Source organism: Mesorhizobium sp. WSM4828, assembly GCF_055811175.1.
Genome location: NZ_JBVVQK010000023.1, coordinates 33,405 through 47,243 on the forward strand (window position 1 = coordinate 33,405; position 13,839 = coordinate 47,243).

The 13,839-nt window shown below is 61.5% G+C and carries 16 protein-coding genes and 1 tRNA gene; 7 read left to right on the plus strand and 10 right to left on the minus strand.

What is annotated here, in order from left to right; all coding sequences use genetic code 11:
• The first annotated feature begins 82 nt into the window (after nucleotides 1–82).
• The 5 genes from AC0L2X_RS23355 (at nucleotide 83) to AC0L2X_RS23375 (ending at nucleotide 4,363) form a co-directional block, all read left to right on the plus strand.
• Nucleotides 83–1,618: an undecaprenyl-phosphate glucose phosphotransferase gene (locus tag AC0L2X_RS23355; protein WP_473555967.1), complete on the plus strand. Its 1,536-nt coding sequence runs from the start codon at nucleotides 83–85 to the stop codon at nucleotides 1,616–1,618.
• Nucleotides 1,615–2,904 carry an O-antigen ligase family protein gene (locus AC0L2X_RS23360; protein ID WP_473555969.1) on the plus strand — a complete coding sequence of 430 codons (1,290 nt, stop codon included), beginning with the start codon at nucleotides 1,615–1,617 and terminating at the stop codon, nucleotides 2,902–2,904. The genes AC0L2X_RS23355 and AC0L2X_RS23360 overlap by 4 nt, the downstream gene beginning before the upstream one ends.
• Before the next feature lie 36 nt (nucleotides 2,905–2,940).
• Nucleotides 2,941–3,017: transfer RNA gene (locus tag AC0L2X_RS23365), tRNA-Pro, on the plus strand.
• Nucleotides 3,018–3,787: 770 nt separating this feature from the next.
• Entirely contained in the window at nucleotides 3,788–4,021 is a 234-nt protein-coding gene (locus AC0L2X_RS23370) for a hypothetical protein (RefSeq protein ID WP_473555970.1), read from the plus strand.
• Nucleotides 4,022–4,168: 147 nt separating this feature from the next.
• Nucleotides 4,169–4,363 (plus strand): hypothetical protein, encoded by a 195-nt coding sequence (locus AC0L2X_RS23375; RefSeq protein ID WP_473555973.1) that lies wholly within the window; start codon nucleotides 4,169–4,171, stop codon nucleotides 4,361–4,363.
• A 38-nt stretch (nucleotides 4,364–4,401) separates the two neighbouring features.
• Here AC0L2X_RS23375 and AC0L2X_RS23380 read toward each other — a convergent pair whose 3' ends face one another.
• Entirely contained in the window at nucleotides 4,402–4,860 is a 459-nt protein-coding gene (locus AC0L2X_RS23380) for a YbaK/EbsC family protein (protein WP_292658621.1), read from the minus strand.
• A 119-nt stretch (nucleotides 4,861–4,979) separates the two neighbouring features.
• Entirely contained in the window at nucleotides 4,980–5,258 is a 279-nt protein-coding gene (locus AC0L2X_RS23385; RefSeq protein WP_352566102.1) for a helix-turn-helix domain-containing protein, read from the minus strand.
• Nucleotides 5,259–5,574: 316 nt separating this feature from the next.
• On the opposite strand from AC0L2X_RS23385, the gene AC0L2X_RS23390 reads away from it, so the two are divergent.
• On the plus strand, nucleotides 5,575–5,766 hold the full coding sequence (locus tag AC0L2X_RS23390) for a hypothetical protein (protein WP_023674514.1): 192 nt from the start codon (nucleotides 5,575–5,577) through the stop codon (nucleotides 5,764–5,766).
• A 126-nt stretch (nucleotides 5,767–5,892) separates the two neighbouring features.
• Here the strand turns inward: AC0L2X_RS23390 and AC0L2X_RS23395 are convergent, their stop codons facing one another.
• From AC0L2X_RS23395 to AC0L2X_RS23425, 7 genes are all read right to left on the minus strand, one after another.
• Nucleotides 5,893–6,249: a hypothetical protein gene (locus tag AC0L2X_RS23395; RefSeq protein WP_473600403.1), complete on the minus strand. Its 357-nt coding sequence runs from the start codon at nucleotides 6,247–6,249 to the stop codon at nucleotides 5,893–5,895.
• A 58-nt stretch (nucleotides 6,250–6,307) separates the two neighbouring features.
• Nucleotides 6,308–6,850 carry a MerR family transcriptional regulator gene (locus AC0L2X_RS23400; RefSeq protein WP_023674511.1) on the minus strand — a complete coding sequence of 181 codons (543 nt, stop codon included), beginning with the start codon at nucleotides 6,848–6,850 and terminating at the stop codon, nucleotides 6,308–6,310.
• Nucleotides 6,851–7,094: 244 nt separating this feature from the next.
• Nucleotides 7,095–7,418 (minus strand): integration host factor subunit alpha, encoded by a 324-nt coding sequence (locus AC0L2X_RS23405; protein ID WP_352662763.1) that lies wholly within the window; start codon nucleotides 7,416–7,418, stop codon nucleotides 7,095–7,097.
• A gap of 104 nt (nucleotides 7,419–7,522) precedes the next feature.
• Nucleotides 7,523–8,494, minus strand: coding sequence for a beta-ketoacyl-ACP synthase III (locus AC0L2X_RS23410; protein ID WP_352491875.1), 972 nt, complete (start codon nucleotides 8,492–8,494; stop codon nucleotides 7,523–7,525).
• Between the two features lie 9 nt (nucleotides 8,495–8,503).
• Complete coding sequence (plsX, locus tag AC0L2X_RS23415; protein ID WP_352491874.1) at nucleotides 8,504–9,574, minus strand: phosphate acyltransferase PlsX; 1,071 nt, start codon at nucleotides 9,572–9,574, stop codon at nucleotides 8,504–8,506.
• 123 nt (nucleotides 9,575–9,697) lie between these two features.
• Nucleotides 9,698–10,246 (minus strand): YceD family protein, encoded by a 549-nt coding sequence (locus AC0L2X_RS23420; protein ID WP_352491873.1) that lies wholly within the window; start codon nucleotides 10,244–10,246, stop codon nucleotides 9,698–9,700.
• Nucleotides 10,247–10,287: 41 nt separating this feature from the next.
• A complete protein-coding gene (locus tag AC0L2X_RS23425; protein WP_473555978.1) occupies nucleotides 10,288–10,827 on the minus strand; it encodes a ubiquinol-cytochrome C chaperone family protein in 540 nt (179 codons plus the stop codon).
• Nucleotides 10,828–10,941: 114 nt separating this feature from the next.
• Between AC0L2X_RS23425 and AC0L2X_RS23430 the strand changes: the two genes are divergently transcribed.
• Nucleotides 10,942–11,475, plus strand: a complete 534-nt coding sequence (locus tag AC0L2X_RS23430) for an outer membrane protein assembly factor BamE (protein ID WP_352491872.1) — start codon at nucleotides 10,942–10,944, stop codon at nucleotides 11,473–11,475.
• A 119-nt stretch (nucleotides 11,476–11,594) separates the two neighbouring features.
• Here AC0L2X_RS23430 and AC0L2X_RS23435 read toward each other — a convergent pair whose 3' ends face one another.
• A complete protein-coding gene (locus tag AC0L2X_RS23435; protein WP_473555980.1) occupies nucleotides 11,595–13,736 on the minus strand; it encodes a sodium-translocating pyrophosphatase in 2,142 nt (713 codons plus the stop codon).
• Between the last annotated feature and the right edge of the window lie 103 nt (nucleotides 13,737–13,839).

The following is a 13,839-nucleotide window of genomic DNA, read 5'->3' on the forward strand; positions in this document are numbered from 1 at the left end:
AGCGTCTCCAAAGCCATCTGTTGTTTCAAGGGTTTCTTAGCTCTCTTTTGCTATTCACCTGAGGGAAACCTACGGACGCCCCATGAACGAAATCGACCCCGCGCGCCGTTTTTCGCTAGACGCGGTGCGCAAATTCGACGCCCCTGCCGAGAACAATACGGCCGGCGGCATGAACGATGTTGCCCGCCAGGTCGCCTCGCAATACCGGCGCGATACGATGTCGCCGATCATGGTGAGCGGCGTCCTGCGCATGGTGGAATTCGCGCTGCTGATGGTGTCAGGTCTTGCCGTCTATTTCTACTATGTCGGTTTTTTCAACTATCTTGCCTGGCAATACTCACTGACGATCGCCGCCACCTCGTTCCTCGCGGTCGTTCTGTTCGACGTCACAGACTGCTACCAGATCGTCGCGCTGATGCGGCCGATCGCCAATTTCGGCCGTCTCCTGCTGGTCTGGGCCGGAACATTCGCCTTGATGGCGCTCACCGCCTTCACCATGAAAATGTCGGAAGACTATTCGCGCCTGCTCTTCGGCACGTGGTTCGTCGTCGGTTTCGTGTTGATCCTGGGTCTCCGCCTGGTGATGTCGAAGCTGATCAGGCGCTGGGCGCGCGACGGGCGGATGGAGCGCCGCGCCGTCATCGTCGGCGGCGGCAAGGCGGCGGAGGTACTGATCCGCTCGGTGGAAAGGCAGCCCTACAACGACATCCGCATCTGCGGCATCTTCGACGACCGCGGCGACAAGCGGTCGCCGCCGGTTGTCGCCGGTTATCCCAAGCTCGGCACGATTTCCGAACTCATCGAATTTGCCCGCATCGCGCGCATCGACATGCTGATCGTATCGCTGCCGCTGACCGCCGAATCGCGCGTGCTGCAGTTATTGAAGAAGCTGTGGGTGCTGCCGGTCGACATCCGGCTATCGGCGCATTCGAACGCGCTGCAGTTCAGGCCGCGCGCCTATTCCTACATCGGCTCGGTGCCGATGCTCGATATCTTCGACAAGCCGATCAACGACTGGGATTCGGTCGCCAAGCGCGCGTTCGACATCGTCTTTTCGATCATCGGCATCATCGTGTTCTCGCCGGTGATGCTGGCGACCGCAATCGCGATCAAACTCGACAGCAAGGGGCCGGTGCTGTTCCACCAGAAGCGGCACGGCTTCAACAACGAGATCATCGACGTCTACAAGTTCCGGTCGATGTACACCGACAAGGCGGACCCGACGGCGAAGCAGACCGTGACCAAGAACGATCCACGCGTCACCCGCGTCGGCCGCTTCATCCGCAAGACCTCGATCGACGAACTGCCGCAGTTCTTCAATTCGCTGTTCGGTTCGCTGTCGCTGGTCGGGCCGCGTCCGCACGCCATTGCCGCGCAGTCGCACAACCTCCTCTACAATGAGGTGGTCGACGGCTATTTCGCCCGTCACAAGGTCAAGCCCGGTGTGACTGGCTGGGCGCAGATCAATGGCTGGCGCGGCGAGATGGACACCAACGAGAAGATTCGCATGCGGACGGAATACGACCTCTATTACATCGAGAACTGGTCGCTCCTGTTCGACTTAAAAATCCTGTGCCTGACGCCGATCCGCCTGCTCAATACGGAAAACGCGTATTGAGCGCGACGGCTTCTGAATTGCCGGCGGCGGCGGTCAACGCCAAGCTGATTGCACTGATTGCGTCGGGGGCGGTTTTCCTCGGCGTCTTCCTGTCCGGCTTCGTCATTGCCGAGCCCGCGCCGTACGACCTCTATATGATCGGGCTGATCGTGGTGTGGCCCTTGTTCGGCCTGCGGATACAGCGCGCGGCCGTGCCGCTGCTAGTGCTGCTGGTTATCATGAACATCGGCGGTATGATCTCGATGACGCAGATGTCGGACCTCGCCGGCACGCCGCTCTATCTCGCCGTCTCGCTGTTCCTGGCCCTCACCGCGGTTTTCTTCGCTTCCGTAACGGCCGTCCGGCCCAGTCTCTACCGGGTGATCTTCGTCGCCTATGTGGTGTCGGCGGTGCTGACTTCGCTGGTCGGCATAGCCGGCTATTTCCATGCCTTTCCAGGAGCGGAGATCTTCACCAAATACGACCGTGCCGCCGGCGCCTTCCAGGACCCGAACGTGTTCGGGCCTTTCCTGGTGCTGCCGGGCATCTACCTGCTCTACCTGCTGCTTACCGGCTCGGTCGCGCGCATGCCCCTATTGGCGGTGCCGCTGCTGATCATCACCGCCGGCATCTTCTTTTCTTTTTCGCGCGGCGCCTGGGGCATGTTCGCCGTTTCGGCGATCCTGCTGACCGGTGCCTTGTTCCTGCAGAGCGCCAGCGGCAAGTTCAGGCTGCGCGTTGTGGTCATGACCATCGCCGCCGTCGGACTGCTGGTCATCGCGATGATCGTCATCCTGCAACTGCCGGGCGTCGCGGAGATGTTCTCGAACCGCGCGCAACTCGAACAAAGCTACGACACCGCCCGCCTCGGCCGCTTCGCCCGCTACACGATCGGCTTTCAGATGGCACTGGAGCATCCGTTCGGCATCGGCCCGCTCGTCTTCGGCAAGATGTTCGGCGAGGACACGCACGACATCTGGCTGAAGATGCTGATGGATTACGGCTGGCTCGGCTTCGTGTCGTTCCTGACGCTGACGTGCTGGACGATCGCCGCCGGCTTCCGAATTCTGCTGCGCAACCGGCCCTGGCAGCCTTATCTTCTATGCGCCTATGTCGCCTTCATCGGCAATATCGGGCTCGGCACCTTCATCGACATCGACCACTGGCGCCATGTCTACCTGCTACTCGGCCTGATCTGGGGTGCCATCGCGCTCGAATACCGCCACCAGTGGCAGTTGCGGGCGGCGCAGCGACCGGCAATACCCGTTGCTGTTGCTTCAGGCAGGACAGCAACCGAATTCGGTTGACCGGAGCCGGTCTATCACGATACATCGCGACCGGTCCGGAGTGTAGCGCAGCCCGGTAGCGCACTTGACTGGGGGTCAAGGGGTCGTCGGTTCGAATCCGGCCACTCCGACCATTAAAATCCAAAGGCTTAGCCAGTTTTCCCCCAAACTGGCTATACAGACAATAGCCGCATTGCAGCCAGCGCAGCATACGCAGGCGCGTGATCTCATGAGGAATCGATCACGCATCACTCGTGCGCGAGGCAGGGATGCTGAAGTCTAGCCAAAAGCCCGCCGAGAAACCGCGCGGTAGTGGCTAGGTATGGTTTGGTAACCTTCACCGTGAGCCGTGTTCAATAAAAAAGGTCCCGCCGCACATGCCAGAACGGCGGGACTCGATCAGGCGCCTTGCATCAGGCAGGGGTGACTCGGGGGTTGGGCATGCCCGGTGCGCGCGGATCGTAGTGAACCCTAGGCGCATCAGCTGCATTGCGTCCACCAACCGTCGGTTGGAACGAACTAATTCAATGCGGACGGCTGGCCTGGCCTGAACAGGCGCGCGCTCAAGGCGTAGTTTCTTCCCGGGGAGGAGCTTTTTGGTCAGGACAATCAGGATAGGGCAATTCTTCACACGGAGGGGGCCGGTCGCGAACGCTGCCATAATATTCCGCGAGTTTTGCGAAACCATAGGCAAAGGCGAAAATAAGCGCGAGGACAACCGCTATTCGGACGGCCATACCGTATTGTAGCAGGATCCTTCCATTGGAGCGCGCGGCGTTTTGGTACGTTTGAATGTTGAGTTCGAAAAAGGTTGGTTTTAGTTGAATCGCCGTCGTCCGCAGTTGCAAGGGCGAGCGGACGCTTCGAAGATGCCACGCGCTTTCGCCCTTTCGGGAGAGATGCAATGTCGCTTCAAGGAGTTGCCTGTCCTGCCGAGCTGACCATGTTAACCAAAGCACTCGATGCCCGATGCCGTGAATTGGGCCTCGCTGACGGCGATCCAGGCAGAGACGTGCTCGGCCGCAGGGTGATGGATTTGTTCGAAAGTGGTCAGCTCAGCGCCGAAGATTTGAGACTGGCTCTGAGCGGCGAGATCTTTAACGCCAAGAATCCTCCGGCCGCAGCCGGTGGGCTTTGATACGGCAAGCGGCTATCCGCGCAGCCATTTGAATTACTGGCCCAGCGTAGGCTTCCGTGTGCGCAAGAGCGCGTGTGAACAAATGTGATTTTGCGGTCGGTGCCAGACGGGCTAACTTTACCCATCGAACGAAAGAGGAGAATGATCATGAAGACATTCCTCGCAATGGCCGCGGCACTGACCATGTCCATATCAGCTGCCTCTGCGGACTGCCCCGCGCATTCCAAGGTCCAGGCATCGGTTGACACGCAGACGAAGACAGCGAGCGTCGAGAAGGCCGATATGTCGACTGCCACGGACGCTCAGACGATCAAGAAAGAAGAGCCACAGAAGACCGAATAGCGGTAACGCTCAGCGGGTCCCACGACCCAGATAAATGGCTACTGGCAAACATCCACCCATTCGGCGCCAACGAGTTCCGCCATGCGTTGCGGGCTGAGCCGCACGGCGGCGTTGGTTGCGCCTGCGGCGGGGACGACTTCGTCAAAGGCGCGCAGCGAGACGTCGCAATAGACCGGCAGCGGTGACGGCAGGCCGAACGGACATACGCCGCCGACGGGATGGCCGGTCGCGGCGAACACCTGCTCGGCGTCCAGCATTCGCGCCTTACCGCCGAACCGGTCCTTGAACTTGCGGTTGTCCAGCCTGGAGACCCCGCCGGCCACGATCAGCATCGTCTGGTCGCCGGCGCGCAGGCAGATCGTCTTGGCGATCTGCGCCGGCGCTACGCCATGCGCTTCGGCGGCAAGAGGTACCGTCGCCGAGCTTGCCTCCGTGACGATGACGTCAATGTCGGGCGCGTGGGCGGCGAAGAAGGCGCGAACGGATTCGAGGCTCATCTCCAGCAATTTCCGTCTGGCGTCGCCGTGGCGGCCGGCAAGTCTACTACGCGGCCGAAAAAACGAAGCCCGCCAGGGCGACCCATGGCGAGCTCGTGGAATAAAAGCATGGCACGCCGCTACGACACGGATCGCCTTTTGGCGGGCAACACGGCTTCATCAAACAGAGCGCTTTCCGGAAACTGAAGCGCGGAGGCAATACGCCGACGTTTCGAGGGATCGGCATCCTTGCCGCTTTCAATGTCGGCAATCTCATAGGCTGCCAGCCCGCACGCCAGGGACAGCTCTTCGATGCTGTATCCACGGGCTTCCCGGGCGGTTCGGACAGCACTGCGTTCAGGCGTAACCGCGCTCGCCGCCAGTTCGGAGTAAGGTTCGCGTTTTGCTATTTGGGGCATTGGCAACTCCGTGGGATGAAAGAGTTAGATCAAATCATGTTGTTGCCTGAGACGATCGGGAGAATGCCCGCTCGCCGGTGATTTGCCAAGCATCAAAGATAGCGTCACGGCATCGTGAACCGACGCCGGAATGAAGGCGGATGCCGGCGAGCCGACATCTGGCCGGATCGTCGGCAGACACAGTCCGGAAACAAAATTCTACAGGCCGGAAAAACTGCCGAAAAACTCCAAGGCGATAGTCCCAACTGCAGCGCTCGAGTCACCGACCTGAATCAGTGACGCTCAAATTCCGCCTGCGCAAAAAGGAAACGATGTCATGAAGAAGCCTCTTCTCTCCGCCCTTGGACTTGCAATCGCACTTGCCCTTTCAATGCCGATCATCGGCGCAAGCAGCGCGAATGCAACGACGATGCACACCACCGTCAAGAAGCATCACCGCCATCACTACCATCACCGCGTCCACCACTACCGCCACCACCACAAGAAGGTTGTGGCGAAGAAGTACTGAAAACACCCTCGGGCGAACGACCGGCAAGCAGGCGTTCTGGTCCTTGATTAAGGGCGGCGCGCTTGCCGGGTTTGCCGTGTCGGCGAAAAATGGCGGCGGTCCGCCGACCACCGCCGTCTGCCTATCTCAACGTGCCGACCTTGAACGCGCTCGCGGCGCGTTTTGCTGCCGGCCAGTGAGGAACAGACTGGCGACGAGCCCGACCAGAACCAGCCCGACAGCGGCCGCTGTCGCCGGGTGATCTCGGGCGGTCTGCTCGATCGCCCGGCCTTGCCTTCTGATTGCCGGCAAGGCGTGACCGAGCCGCTCAGTGATATCCGAATAATAATCCGACGCGGTATCGCGCCCGTCTTCGTAAAAGGCGCCGCCCTGCTTCAACACGGCTTTCTTCAAGGTGGCCAGTTCCCTGGTCAAGGCCGCGACCTGCTTGTTCAGATCGGTGTCGGAGATGCTCGAAGCGATGCCATGACGTACTTCCTTCATCTGCAGAAGGAAGCCTAACGCATGACCCCGAAGACCGTTCCGGTCAACCCGGCGGGCTCTAGCGAACCTGATCGAGCAGGCGCTTGCATTCCAGGAGGTCGAATAGCGCCTCCTGCAGCAAAGCGCGATTGTCACGGGAAAGTTTTGACGTGTCCGGCGGAACCGGGCCTTCCTCGTCGGTCTTGCCTATGCCGAAAAAACGACGGCTGGGTTTCACCCTCGGCTGGCCGACCAGCATTTCGTCGTCCGGGCCGCGCGGCTGCGCCGCTTGCGTCAGCGGTACCGTGTCAGCCTGTCGGCGCTGCGAGATCGCCTCGACCGCCGCCATGTCGCCACTGCCGACGGCGATCAGAAACTGGTTGCCGTTCTCGCGCAACAGCTTCTGCACGCCCTTGATCGTATAGCCCTGATCGTAGAGCATATGGCGAATACCCTTGATCAGCTCGACGTCCTGCGGACGGTAGTAGCGGCGGCCGCCGCCGCGCTTCATCGGCTTGATCTGGTTGAAACGCGTCTCCCAGAAGCGCAGCACGTGTTGCGGCAAATCCAGATCCTCCGCGACTTCGCTGATGGTGCGGAAAGCATCGGGGCTCTTGTCCATGGGCGAATCCTCACGCTAGAACATGATCGCGAAAGGCGGGAACCGGTTCGGGCGACATCACGCTTAACAAGGAGAGCAGCTTCCCGTCCCGCCGGAACGGATCACACCCAAATACCGATCCGGCCTACCGAATCGCATCTTATTTCAGCGGTTTATGAAACAATATTCAAGCCCGGCGCAAAAGCAGGGTTCGTTTTTCAACCGAAGCCTTGAGCATGATTCTCGGCAAAGCGGGAGTGGACGTCTACTTGCTGCCCTTGGCTTTGCTGCTTTGATGGGAGCGCAGGATACGGTTCTTCAGCACGTTCGATGATTTGAAGGTCATCACCCGGCGCGGCAGGATTGGCACTTCCTCACCGGTCTTTGGATTGCGCCCGATGCGCTCGTTCTTGGAGCGGACATGGAAGGTCGCGAAGGACGACAGCTTCACCGTCTCGCCGCGAACGATCGCTTCGCAGATCTCATTCAACACCGCCTCGACAAGCTCGGCCGATTCAGTACGTGACAGCCCAACCTTGCGGTAAACGGCTTCGGCGAGGTCGGCGCGCGTAAGTGTCTTTCCCCCCATACGAACCGTCCCATCAGCTCAAAAACATAAATCGATACAAGCAACGGCAGAACCTAAGTAATTGATCCGTCAAGGTCAAGGACCCGAACCCGATAGTTCGGCACTTACCAGCGGAGCAGAACCGCGCCCCAGGTGAAGCCCCCGCCCATCGCCTCGAGCAGCACCAGGTCACCCTTTTTGATGCGACCGTCGGCGACGGCCGCGGACAGTGCCAGCGGCACGGAAGCCGCCGAGGTATTACCGTGCAAATCGACGGTCACCACCACCTTCCGCTCCTCTATCCCGAGCTTTTTGGCCGAAGCGTCAATAATTCGTTTATTGGCTTGATGCGGCACGAACCAGTCGAGATCGGCGGCGCCGATGCCGGCCTGTGCGAACGTCGCCTCGATGACGTCGGTGATCATGCCGACCGCATGCTTGAACACTTCGCGGCCTTCCATCCTGAGGTGCCCGACCGTTCCTGTGGTCGACGGCCCACCGTCGACGAAAAGCTTGTCTTTGTGGATGCCGTCGGAGCGCAGGCTGGCTGCCAGAACGCCTCGGTCGGCGATGCCGCCTGCCCCCGTGCCTGCTTCCAGCACCATCGCGCCGGCGCCGTCGCCGAACAAGACACAGGTCGAGCGGTCGCTCCAGTCGAGAATACGCGAAAACGTTTCCGAGCCGATCACCAGCACCCGTCTGGCCAAGCCGCCGCGGATATAGAGGTCGGCGGTCGTCACAGCATAGACGAAGCCGGAGCAGACCGCCTGCAGGTCGAAGGCAAAACCGTGGTGCATGCCGAGCCGGTTCTGGATCTCGACCGCCGTCGCGGGAAAGGTGTTGTTGGGCGTCGAGGTCGCCAGCACGATCAGGTCGATGTCGTCAGCCGTCAGGCCGGCGCTGTCGAGGGCTGCGCGCGCTGCCGCCTCGCCCAGCGAGGCCGTCGTCTCGTCGTCGGCCGCAATGTGGCGCTGGCGAATGCCGGTGCGCTGGACGATCCACTCGTCCGACGTCTCGACCATGCCTTCGAAATCGGCATTCTTCATAATGCGGCGGGGCAGCGCGGCGCCCGTGCCGCGCACGACTGATCTGATCAATGCTCTTTCCTATTCCTTTGCGTCGATGACGACGTCGGATTTCCGGATTGTCTGGGCATTCGGATTGCGGGCATGGAACAGGTCGAGATCGGCCTCGATGCGATCAAGCAGATTGTTGCGCACCATGTCGTAGCCAAGCTCGATCGCCGCCGCAAAGCCATCCGAATCAGCCCCGCCGTGGCTTTTCACCACGATGCCGTTCAACCCGAGGAAGACGCCGCCATTGGAGCGGCCGACATCCATCTTCTCGCGCAGGCGATCGAAGGCGGTCTTGGCGAAGATATAGCCGATCCTGGCCATCAGCGTCCGGTTCATCGCCGCGCGCAGATAGCCGGCGATCTGCCTGACCGTGCCTTCCGCCGTCTTCAGCGCGATGTTGCCGGCAAATCCTTCGGTAACGACGACGTCGACACTGCCCTTGCCGATGTCGTCACCCTCGACAAAGCCGTGGTAGTTCATCGAGGCCATGTTGGCCTCGCGCAGCATACGGCCCGCCTCCTTGACCTCCTCCTGACCCTTGATCTCCTCGACGCCGACATTGAGCAGACCGACGGTCGGCCGTTCGATGCCGAAAACCGAGCGCGCCATGCCGGTGCCCAGAATGGCAAAATCAACCAGTTGATGCGCATCCGCGCCGATGGTGGCGCCGACGTCCAGCACCACGCTTTCGCCGCGCAATGTCGGCCAGAGCGCCGCGATTGCCGGGCGATCGATGGTCGCCATGGTGCGAAGGCAGAATCTCGACATTGCCATCAGCGCGCCGGTATTGCCGGCTGAGATGCAGGCGTCGGCAGTGCCTGCCTTGACTGCCTCGACGGCCTTCCACATCGATGATTTCCAGCGGCCATGGCGCAGCGCCTGGCTCGGCTTGTCGTCCATCCGCACTGCAATCTCGCAATGGATGAACTCGCTCACTTCCGCCAGCTTGGGGAATTTGGCGAGTTCGGGCCTTACCACTTCTTCACGCCCATAAATGACGAAGCGTATATCCGGACGGCGGGTGGCGACAGTCATGAGCGCCGGGACGACCACGCTTGGCCCGTGATCGCCGCCCATGGCATCGATGGAAATCCTGATCACGCGGTGTTCATCTCACGGTTGCTTGGCCAGCGGGCTTGCCAAGGTACGGGGCTCGCGAAGGTTCGGCGAAAATAACGGTTTTGGGCTGCCGCACAACCAACTTTTCTCAAATTGGGTCAGCCATCAGGATTTTCCCAACAGTGATCTGAGCTTCTGCTGGAATTCATTCTCCACAGGCTCGGCATCGCCGGCTGCTTCCAGCGACACACCGGGCTTGCGCGGATAGGGATCGATCGCCAAGCCAAAGAACTGCTCGGCAAGCGCCCCGACGTCGATCGTATCGCCCGAAAAGGTTTCCGGGCTGTCCGGGCCTTCGGCGTCGAGCAGGATCTCACCGCCGCCGTCGAAACCTTGCCGCCCGAGCTTGGATTGCTCTGGCAGGAACAGCGCCTCGACCGGCTCGTCGATATGCGCCTCGACCGGGTCAAGGGTGACGATGCAGGCCTGCGTTATATCGGCCTCGACATGGCCGCTGACTTTCACTCCGTTGCGCTTCCAGGGCTCGACCAGGAGTTCGACGCGATAGTTTTCGACCGAAAGCAGCTCGTGCTCGGCGGCCAGCAGGGCGCGCTGCCCGGCGTCGGCATCGATCACCACCGGCAGCCCCTTTTGCGGCAGCCGGGCGACGTTTGCCCGGAATGACACTGGGCTGTGGGTATCAGGATGTTTCATCTTCGCCTCCACTTCGCCACCTTCATTCGGCCTGCCGTCGCTCAAGCGTTGGCCACGGGAAATGCCACCGTGCCGGAAACGATCGATTCGGTCGGCTGTTCCGCGAGTTGCCTGGATGCATCGGCGGCATAAAGTGCCAGTTGCGACGCTTGCGGCCAGGCGCCGGCATCCGGCCGGACATTGCGGGCAAGGGCGGCGGCAAGCGCATCATGGTCATTTCGTTGCAGCGCATCATCATAGGCGGCAGTACGGCCATAAAACATCTTCGCCAGTTTCCGCATGCGCTTCGGCACGCCGACGTCGCCAATGCCAAGTTCCCGCAACGAATGTTCGACATCCATGAAGAACTCGTCGATCACCACCTGCGCTACCTCTGCCGCGGCACCGCCCTCGCCGCGCAACCGGTGCTGGAACAGGAACATGTGCAAGGACAGCATCTCGAAGCGGCCGAGCGGCGTGTCCGGCACGTTCCAGGCGGAATAAAACACCGTTTGCCGCGCCGCCGCCACGATTTGTGCGTAAAGCGCCTCGGTGATAGCGCGGTTGGCATGACGTTCGCGGCCAAAGAGGCGCTGGAACATTAGAGGGTGGTCTCCCGGGACCGTTTGTTGAAGTGGCCTTGTTGCATCGGCAAGCAAGCTGGTTTACCGGTTTTGCGGCCCAGCGCAAGTTGCGGCCAGCTTATGGAGTTGTAGTTGCGCGCGCTGAAATTCAAGTCGACTTTCCTGCCCAGGCCCGGCGGTGCGGTTTCGCTGCTGGTGATCGCTGCGGCACTTTCCGCCTGCAATTCGTCCAAGATGATCGGCGATCTCAATCCGAGCGAGACGCTGACGCAAGGCTACGTCATCGACCAGCAGTCGATCGACCTGGTGCCGGTCGGCTCAAGCCGCGAACAGGTGCTGCTGGCGCTCGGCACTCCCTCGACGAAGGCGACCTTCGATAACGAGGCCTTTTATTACATTTCTCAGACGCGCAAGCGCTATGTTGCCTTCGACAAGCCGCGGCTGGTCGACCAGCATGTGCTGGCGGTCTATTTTGGCGATGACGGGCGCGTCACCCAGATCGCCAACTACGGCTTGAAGGACGGCAAGGTGTTCGACTTCATCTCGCGCACCACGCCGACCGGCGGTAAGGACCAGAACTTCCTCAGCCAGATCATCAGTGGCGCCAGCAAGCTGGCGCCTGGTGTTCCCGGCGCCAGCGGCGGCAGCACGCTCGGCGGCACCTGATCCACCCCGGCGGTATCGGCTTTCGTTCCTTTCGCTTCCCCGTAAGCGGCACATCTCAGGCAATGAAAAACCCGCGGGAGCGATCCCGCGGGTTTTGTCTTGAGTCGTAGCGGCTGAGCTTAGCCGTGCGCGAGCACGGCCAGCAACAGCAGCGCGACGATATTGGTGATCTTGATCGCCGGGTTGACCGCCGGGCCGGCAGTATCCTTGTAGGGATCACCGACCGTGTCGCCGGTCACCGAGGCCTTGTGCGCTTCGGAGCCCTTGAGGTGCTTGAGGCCGTCCTTGTCGACGAAACCGTCTTCGAACGACTTCTTGGCGTTGTCCCAGGCACCGCCGCCGGAGGTCATCGAGATGGCAACGAACAGGCCGTTGACGATGACGCCGAGCAGCGAGGCGCCGAGCGCGGCAAAGGCGGATGCCTTCGAACCGGAGGTCAGGAGGACGCCGAAATAGACCACCAGCGGCGCCAGCACCGGCAGCAATGACGGAACGATCATCTCCCGGATCGCTGCCTTGGTCAGAAGGTCGACGGCGCGCGCATAGTTCGGCTTCGAGGTGCCGGCCATAATGCCCGGATCCTCGCGGAACTGCTTACGCACTTCCTGGACGATAGCGCCCGCGGCGCGGCCGACCGCGGTCATGGCGATGCCGCCGAACAGATACGGGATCAGGCCGCCGAAGATCAGGCCGGCGACGACGTAAGGATTGGAGAGGTCGAAGGAGACGTCGCCCATGCCCTGGAAGTACGGGTATTTGTCGCCATTGGCGGCAAAGAACTTCAGGTCGTTAGAGTAGGCCGCAAACAGCACCAGCGCGCCGAGGCCGGCCGAGCCGATGGCGTAGCCCTTGGTTACCGCCTTGGTGGTGTTGCCGACAGCGTCGAGCGCGTCGGTTGACTGGCGCACTTCCTTGGGCAGGCCGGCCATTTCGGCAATGCCGCCGGCATTGTCGGTGACCGGGCCGAAGGCATCGAGCGCGACGATCATGCCGGCGAGGCCAAGCATCGTCGTCACCGCGATCGCCGTGCCGTAGAGGCCGGCGAGCTGGTACGTCGAGATGATGCCGCCAACGATGACGATCGCCGGCAACGCCGTCGCTTCCAGCGAGACCGCGAGGCCCTGGATGACGTTGGTGCCGTGACCGGTGACCGAGGCCTGGGCGATGGAGTTCACCGGACGCTTGTTGGTGCCGGTATAATATTCGGTGATCACCACGATGAGGCCGGTCACCACAAGGCCGACGAGGCCGCAGATGAACAGGTTCGTGCCGGTGATGGCCATGCCGGCGACGGTGCCGATCTCACCCCAGCCGATGCATGCCGAGGTGGCGACGGCAAGGCCGACGATCGACAGCAGGCCGGTGACGATCAGGCCCTTGTAGAGCGCGCCCATGATCGATCCGCTGGAACCGAGCTTGACGAAGAAGGTGCCGACGATCGAAGTGAGAATGCAGGCGCCACAGATGGCCAGCGGATAGAGCATGGCCGCGCCGAGAACGGCGGTGCCACCGAAGAAGATGGCAGCGAGAACCATGGTGGCGACCACGGTCACCGCATAGGTCTCGAACAGGTCGGCGGCCATGCCGGCGCAATCGCCGACATTGTCGCCGACATTGTCGGCAATGGTCGCCGGATTGCGTGGATCGTCTTCGGGAATGCCGGCTTCAACCTTGCCGACGAGATCCCCGCCGACGTCGGCGCCTTTTGTAAAGATGCCGCCGCCGAGACGAGCGAAGATCGAGATCAGCGAGGCGCCGAAGCCGAGCGAAACAAGCGAGTCGATGACGACGCGATCGTTTGGCTGCAGACCCATGAACTGGGTCAGGATCAGGTAGTAGATCGAGACGCCGAGCAGGGCCAGGCCAGCAACCAGCATGCCGGTGATGGCGCCCGACTTGAAGGCGATCTCGAGGCCGGCAGCGAGGCTGTTGGAAGCTGCCTGCGCGGTCCGCACATTGGCGCGCACCGAGACGTGCATGCCGATGAAGCCGGCGGCACCCGATAGAACGGCGCCGATCAGGAAGCCGATGGCGGCGGTGATCGAAAGCAGCCACCAGGCAAGCAGCAGGACCACGACGCCGACGATGGCGATGGTGGTGTACTGGCGCGCCAGATAAGCTTGGGCGCCTTCGCGGATGGCCGCGGAAATTTCCTGCATGCGTGCATTGCCCTGATCGGCCGCGAGGACCGAACGTGTCGCCCAGATGGCGTAAAGGACTGAAAGCAGACCGCAGGCGATGACAGCTGAAATTATGGTCATTGCCGAATTTTCCTCGATTGGTGGCCCAAAAGAACCCCTCCCCGGGCCGTTGAGACAGGGACGAATTTTCCGCAACCGGAATCCGTCCCTTCGCAGCGGCTTA